At 64.8% G+C, this 4,721-nt stretch carries 3 protein-coding genes and 1 pseudogene; 2 read left to right on the top strand and 2 right to left on the bottom strand.

The genetic code is table 11. From position 1 onward, the window contains the following. A partial coding sequence (locus tag ACLQ24_RS28620) for a hypothetical protein (protein ID WP_425894848.1) occupies positions 1 to 653 on the bottom strand: 653 nt, incomplete at its 3' end. Here ACLQ24_RS28620 and ACLQ24_RS28615 point away from each other — a divergent pair. Beyond that, positions 644 to 1,878: pseudogene (locus ACLQ24_RS28615) on the top strand (IS3 family transposase). The gene ACLQ24_RS28620 and the pseudogene ACLQ24_RS28615 sit on opposite strands and share 10 nt — an antisense overlap. Here ACLQ24_RS28615 and ACLQ24_RS28610 read toward each other — a convergent pair. Beyond that, the gene (locus ACLQ24_RS28610) at positions 1,853 to 2,065 is read right to left on the bottom strand and encodes a hypothetical protein (protein ID WP_425894847.1); all 213 of its coding nucleotides are present in this window, start codon (positions 2,063 to 2,065) and stop codon (positions 1,853 to 1,855) included. The pseudogene ACLQ24_RS28615 and the gene ACLQ24_RS28610 sit on opposite strands and share 26 nt — an antisense overlap. A 172-nt stretch (positions 2,066 to 2,237) precedes the next feature. Here ACLQ24_RS28610 and ACLQ24_RS28605 point away from each other — a divergent pair. After that, positions 2,238 to 4,721 (top strand): hypothetical protein (locus ACLQ24_RS28605; RefSeq protein WP_425894846.1); only part of this gene is annotated, 2,484 nt, incomplete at its 3' end.

The following is a 4,721-nucleotide window of genomic DNA, read 5'->3' as shown; positions in this document are numbered from 1 at the left end:
CGCAACACCCCCCACACCTCCTCCCCCCCGACCCCATACTCCGGCGGTAACACCACCTGAGCACCACCAGGAAACGCCACCACCCCCACACCCCGCCCCAACCCACCCCCCGACAACCCACCACCCGACACCAACACCGGCACACCAAACTCACGACCACGAACCAACGCCACCCCCAACCCCCCCAACCCGCCACCGCTCACCGGCACATACACCAACCGCCGACGCGCCCGCACCCCCTGCCCCCGCAACACCCCCCACACCACCGACGAATCCACCGCCTCATCCACAAAAACCTGATGAACACCCTCCACCCGCCCCGCACCCCACACCACCGCCGGCACCTCACCACCCCCCACACCCACCCACAACCCCGCCCGCACCCACACCACACCAAACTCCGGACAACCCACCCCAACACCCACCACAACCCACACCCCCCACAACCAACCAACCAACCAACCAACCACAGAAAACCACGACACCCACAGCGCAAGCGAGAGCGAGAATCGCTCCTGTGATAACGGGTCGATGATGTCGGCGACCCACGCGCGGTGCTGGCCGGGGATAACGACGTGATTCCAGCCGTACTGTCCCGCACCGGGTTTGATGGAGACATCGAAACCTGGGAGGAACACCAGCGATGCCGGCACCGAAGAAGTACAACGATGAGCTGCGTGAGCGCGCGACCCGGTTGGCGGTCGAGGCCCGCCGGGATCCGGCGTCCGCGGTCGGAGCGATCCGTCGGACCGCCGGGCAGCTCGGGGTTCATCCGGAGGCGTTGCGCACGTGGGTGAAGAAGGCCGAGACCGACGTCGGTGACCGACTGGGCACCACCAGCAGCGACGCACAACGCCTCGCCGCGTTGGAACGGGAGGTACGTGAGCTGCGGCGGGCGAACCAGATCTTGAAGTCCGCGGCGTCTTTCTTCGCGGCGGAGCTGGACCGTCCATCGCGATGAGGGTCGAGTTCGTCGACTCCCAGCGGGTCGAACACGGTGTCCAGCCGGTCCTGCGGGCGCTCGAAGACACGCCGGCACAGATCGCACCGTCGACCTACTACGCCGCCAAGACCCGCCCCGCCAGCGTCCGCTCTCGACGCGATGAGGAGCTGACCGCAGTGATCGAGCGGATCCACGCGGAGAACTACGGCGTCTACGGGGCCCGCAAGATCTGGCACGAACTGCACCGCCAGGATATCGAGGCGGCCCGGTGCACCGTCGAGCGGCTGATGCGCGAGTCCGGGCTGCGCGGGCCGCTGCGCGACAAGTCGCCCCGCACGACCCGGCCAGCGGCCGAGACCGGACGGCCCGCTGACCTGGTCAAACGGGACTTCACCGCAAAACATCCGAACCAGCTGTGGGTCGCGGACCTGACCTACGTGCGCACGAGTGTGGGCTGGGTGTACGCCGCGTTCGTCCTCGACGTGTACTCCCGCATGATCGTCGGCTGGCAGGTATCCACGAGTCTCTACACCGAGCTGGCTCTCGACGCGCTGAAGATGACGATCTGGCGCCGCGAAAATCAAGGCGCTGACCTGGGCGGACTGGTCCACCACTCCGACCGTGGAGTCCAATACCGAGCAATCCGCTACACCCAACGGCTCGCCGAGGCCGGCGCCGTCGCCTCCGTCGGCTCCACCGGCGACTCCTACGACAACGCCATGGCCGAAGCGTTCAACTCCCTCTACAAGGCCGAACTCGTCCGCAACCGAGGACCGTGGCGCGGGCTCGACGACCCGGAGATGGCCACCGTCGAGTACATCGACTGGTACAACAACCGCCGCCTCCACGGCGAGCTCGGACACATCCCACCCGCCGAACACGAAGCACTACACGCGATGACCCAGCCGGTCACCGCACCCCTGAAAACCAGCTAACCAACTCTCCATCAAACCCGGGGCTTGACACCTCGAGGATCCTCGCGCAGCGTGCGATCGAGTCCACCCCGAGGTCGGGGTTCCAGGCGGCCAGCGCCGCGCCTGCCGCGAGGGTGCCGAGCCAGTGCCGCTCCGGTCCGGCGAGGGTGCTCTCGGCGCTGGGCGAGGTGAAGAAAAGGACGCTCACTCCGCAGCCTCGGCGGCCGTGGCGGCAGGCCGCACTAGCTAGGCAGGATGGAATTTGCTCATTGTACAGTCCTAGTCAGGATGCTTGAGCGCAGGTGATGACCGGCACACACCCTGAGCAATTCTCCGTTCGCCGCCCGCCGGTCCCGGTCTGAACGTTGGGAAGGGTAACCGTGCGGATGCCGGAGATTGTGGACGCCGACTGCCCCGAGGCTTTGGTCACGTTCGTTCCATCCGGCATGTTTCTGAGTTTGGAGCGGACGTCGGTTCCATCCGAGGTGCATTCGGCCGCCCAGATGCCCGGTTGGCATCTGGTCCATACGGTGCCGGGAACGGCCGGAACCGTGCTGGCGGTGAAGACCCTGTTGGCGCAGCCGTCGAGTGTGGTCGAGCGGATGGTGGACGTCCCGCCGGCTTCGGTCGCCGCCGGGCTCGATCTGGCCGGGGCGATCACCCGCGCCAACGCGCTACGCCTACCGGTCCGACTTGCTGCAAACGCCGTGGCGGGCGCGGATAACGTCCGAGTCCGCCCGATCGATGCTCAGGGGCATCTCGTCTCCCCAGATCGCGCGGACTACGTGCTCGTGCTGCCTGCTAGCCATTTGGTCGCTGAACGCGCCGCTGCCACCGCAGGCACCGCCAGCGATCTGAGTCGGGTCAACCCGGATCCGTTGATGCTCGGCGAGCTCGGGAGGGTGCTGGATGAGACCGTGGCCGTCAAGCCGTTCACCGATCTCAACTCACCTGCCCCGGTCCAGGCGGCGACTGAGATTCATCCGCCAACCGCCACCCGGACTGCCCCAGCGCTGCGCCTACGCGGCGGCGCCTCGCCTAACGAGCGGGTTCGTGGTGCCATCGGTAGCGCCTTCGTCTCGCGCCCATCGGGCGCGCCAGTCGGCAGGTCGCGCGACGGCGCGTCCTCTATGGTCAGCAACGAGTGGTCAAGGCCTGGACTGAAGTTGTTGGACCTCCTGTGGCAGGCCCACCGGCAGCGGCGACCGCGTCCAGGCTGGCAGGGGCAGCCGCCGGACCACCTCCGATTGTGGGGTCGTGATCTGTTTGGGCTGCGTGACATACCACCTCAGCCAGACTTCCTGCCGCCGTCCTTCGACACCGTTCCTACAGATGCGTTGATCGATATGTTTCGCCGGCTCGACCTGACCGTGGCAGCTTCGCCAGTGAACCTTAAATTATTGCGGCGGGATAAAGGAACGGTGTGGCGGGACCGGAACGTGACGTGGATGGGCCCGTGGGCCGATGCCGCCGCACGGGACAGCAGCGCTCTAGCCGACGCGGAGATGCCCAAGATCGTGCACACGTTCTGGTACGGGAGCGCACTGGACGGTTTGCGCAAAATGACCTTAGCCTTCCAGCGAACAATCGCGGAGTCGGCGGACGCGGCCAAGCTTCTGGGATTCACCACGGTGCTGTGGACGACGGTGACCCGTGAGGAGTTCCGCTCCCCCGATCCCTCGGTCCAGAAAATGCGTGACTGGGCAATCCATAACAGCATATTGTTGATCAATGTGCATGAGATTTTCAATGTCACCACGCCGATGCAGTTGATGTCCGAGTTTCAGCTCGCGCTGTCGAAGGGAACCCCCGGCGGATACGCCGAGGGCAAAGATATTTCACTCCCGGAAGTCCTTCATCGTTTCGGTGGTATCGGCATCGACGGCGACAACGTTCTACTTAGCACGACGGAATTGCGTGACGTGTTCAGTAATCACGGATTCGCTCTCGAATACTTTTTGGGGGATTCGTTTGGCAACTCGGCGATGATGTTCGCGCGGCGGCATCCGGCGGCCGAGAAACTGATCGGCTTTCTGCAGCAGAACTACACTCTGCACCTGGACGAGCTGGGTCCCGCCCGGCACAATGTCGGCGACAATGAAAGCGCGCAAATCGATTTCTACGCCAGAAAGCATTCCAGATACATAGCCCGGTCCATCATGGAACGCAGTGGACCGATGAATATCAGGCAGCTCTTAGCCGCAATCGGACATGACAAAGACAGCGTGCCAAAGATCGTTCAGCAGCATATCCGAACCGGCGAGGCGCACAGCTGGATGCCTGAGCTAGACAGGGAATCGGGAGCTTTAGGAGGCGTACACACGGGGGCGGTGCAGGTGCCTGGGTGGCCGGCCCTGCTGAGGGCCGTCACCTATCTCGTTCGGGAGCTGGAGAACCGTAAGGGTGACCTTCATCTGCTGGCCGTCGAGCCGCTGATCAAGGATCTTCCGGATCCTACCGCTGCCTGGGAGGCGGTCGTTGGATTCCTTCTCGCGTCGCCGGACTTTTCTGACCGTATCCGGACAGCCACCTACTCTCGATTCGTCAACCTGAACGACGAACATGATGAGGCGGCCCACATCGAGCTCCATACCATTGAACTTCCACCGTCGGTGAGGGAGTCCCTCGGCATCCCGACGCAGCCCCGCGGGGCGCCCGGCACCCACATGTATCGGGGCGCGTTCCAGGTCCCGGTCAAGGTGCGCTACCGGCCGTGGCTGACAATCGACTTCGGCAAGAAGCGGACCGATCTGGACGGCGCCCCCAGGGAACTTGTGGAGATGGCCGATTCGGTCGCCGCTGACCTGCGTCGCGGATTCCACGTCGATGTCTTCGTCGAGGGCGGCGGGAACGGCAGCGCTTTC

The organism is Micromonospora sp. DT4, from assembly GCF_049841675.1.
Lineage (GTDB): Bacteria > Actinomycetota > Actinomycetes > Mycobacteriales > Micromonosporaceae > Micromonospora.
This window is presented reverse-complemented; position numbering and strand designations above follow the sequence as displayed.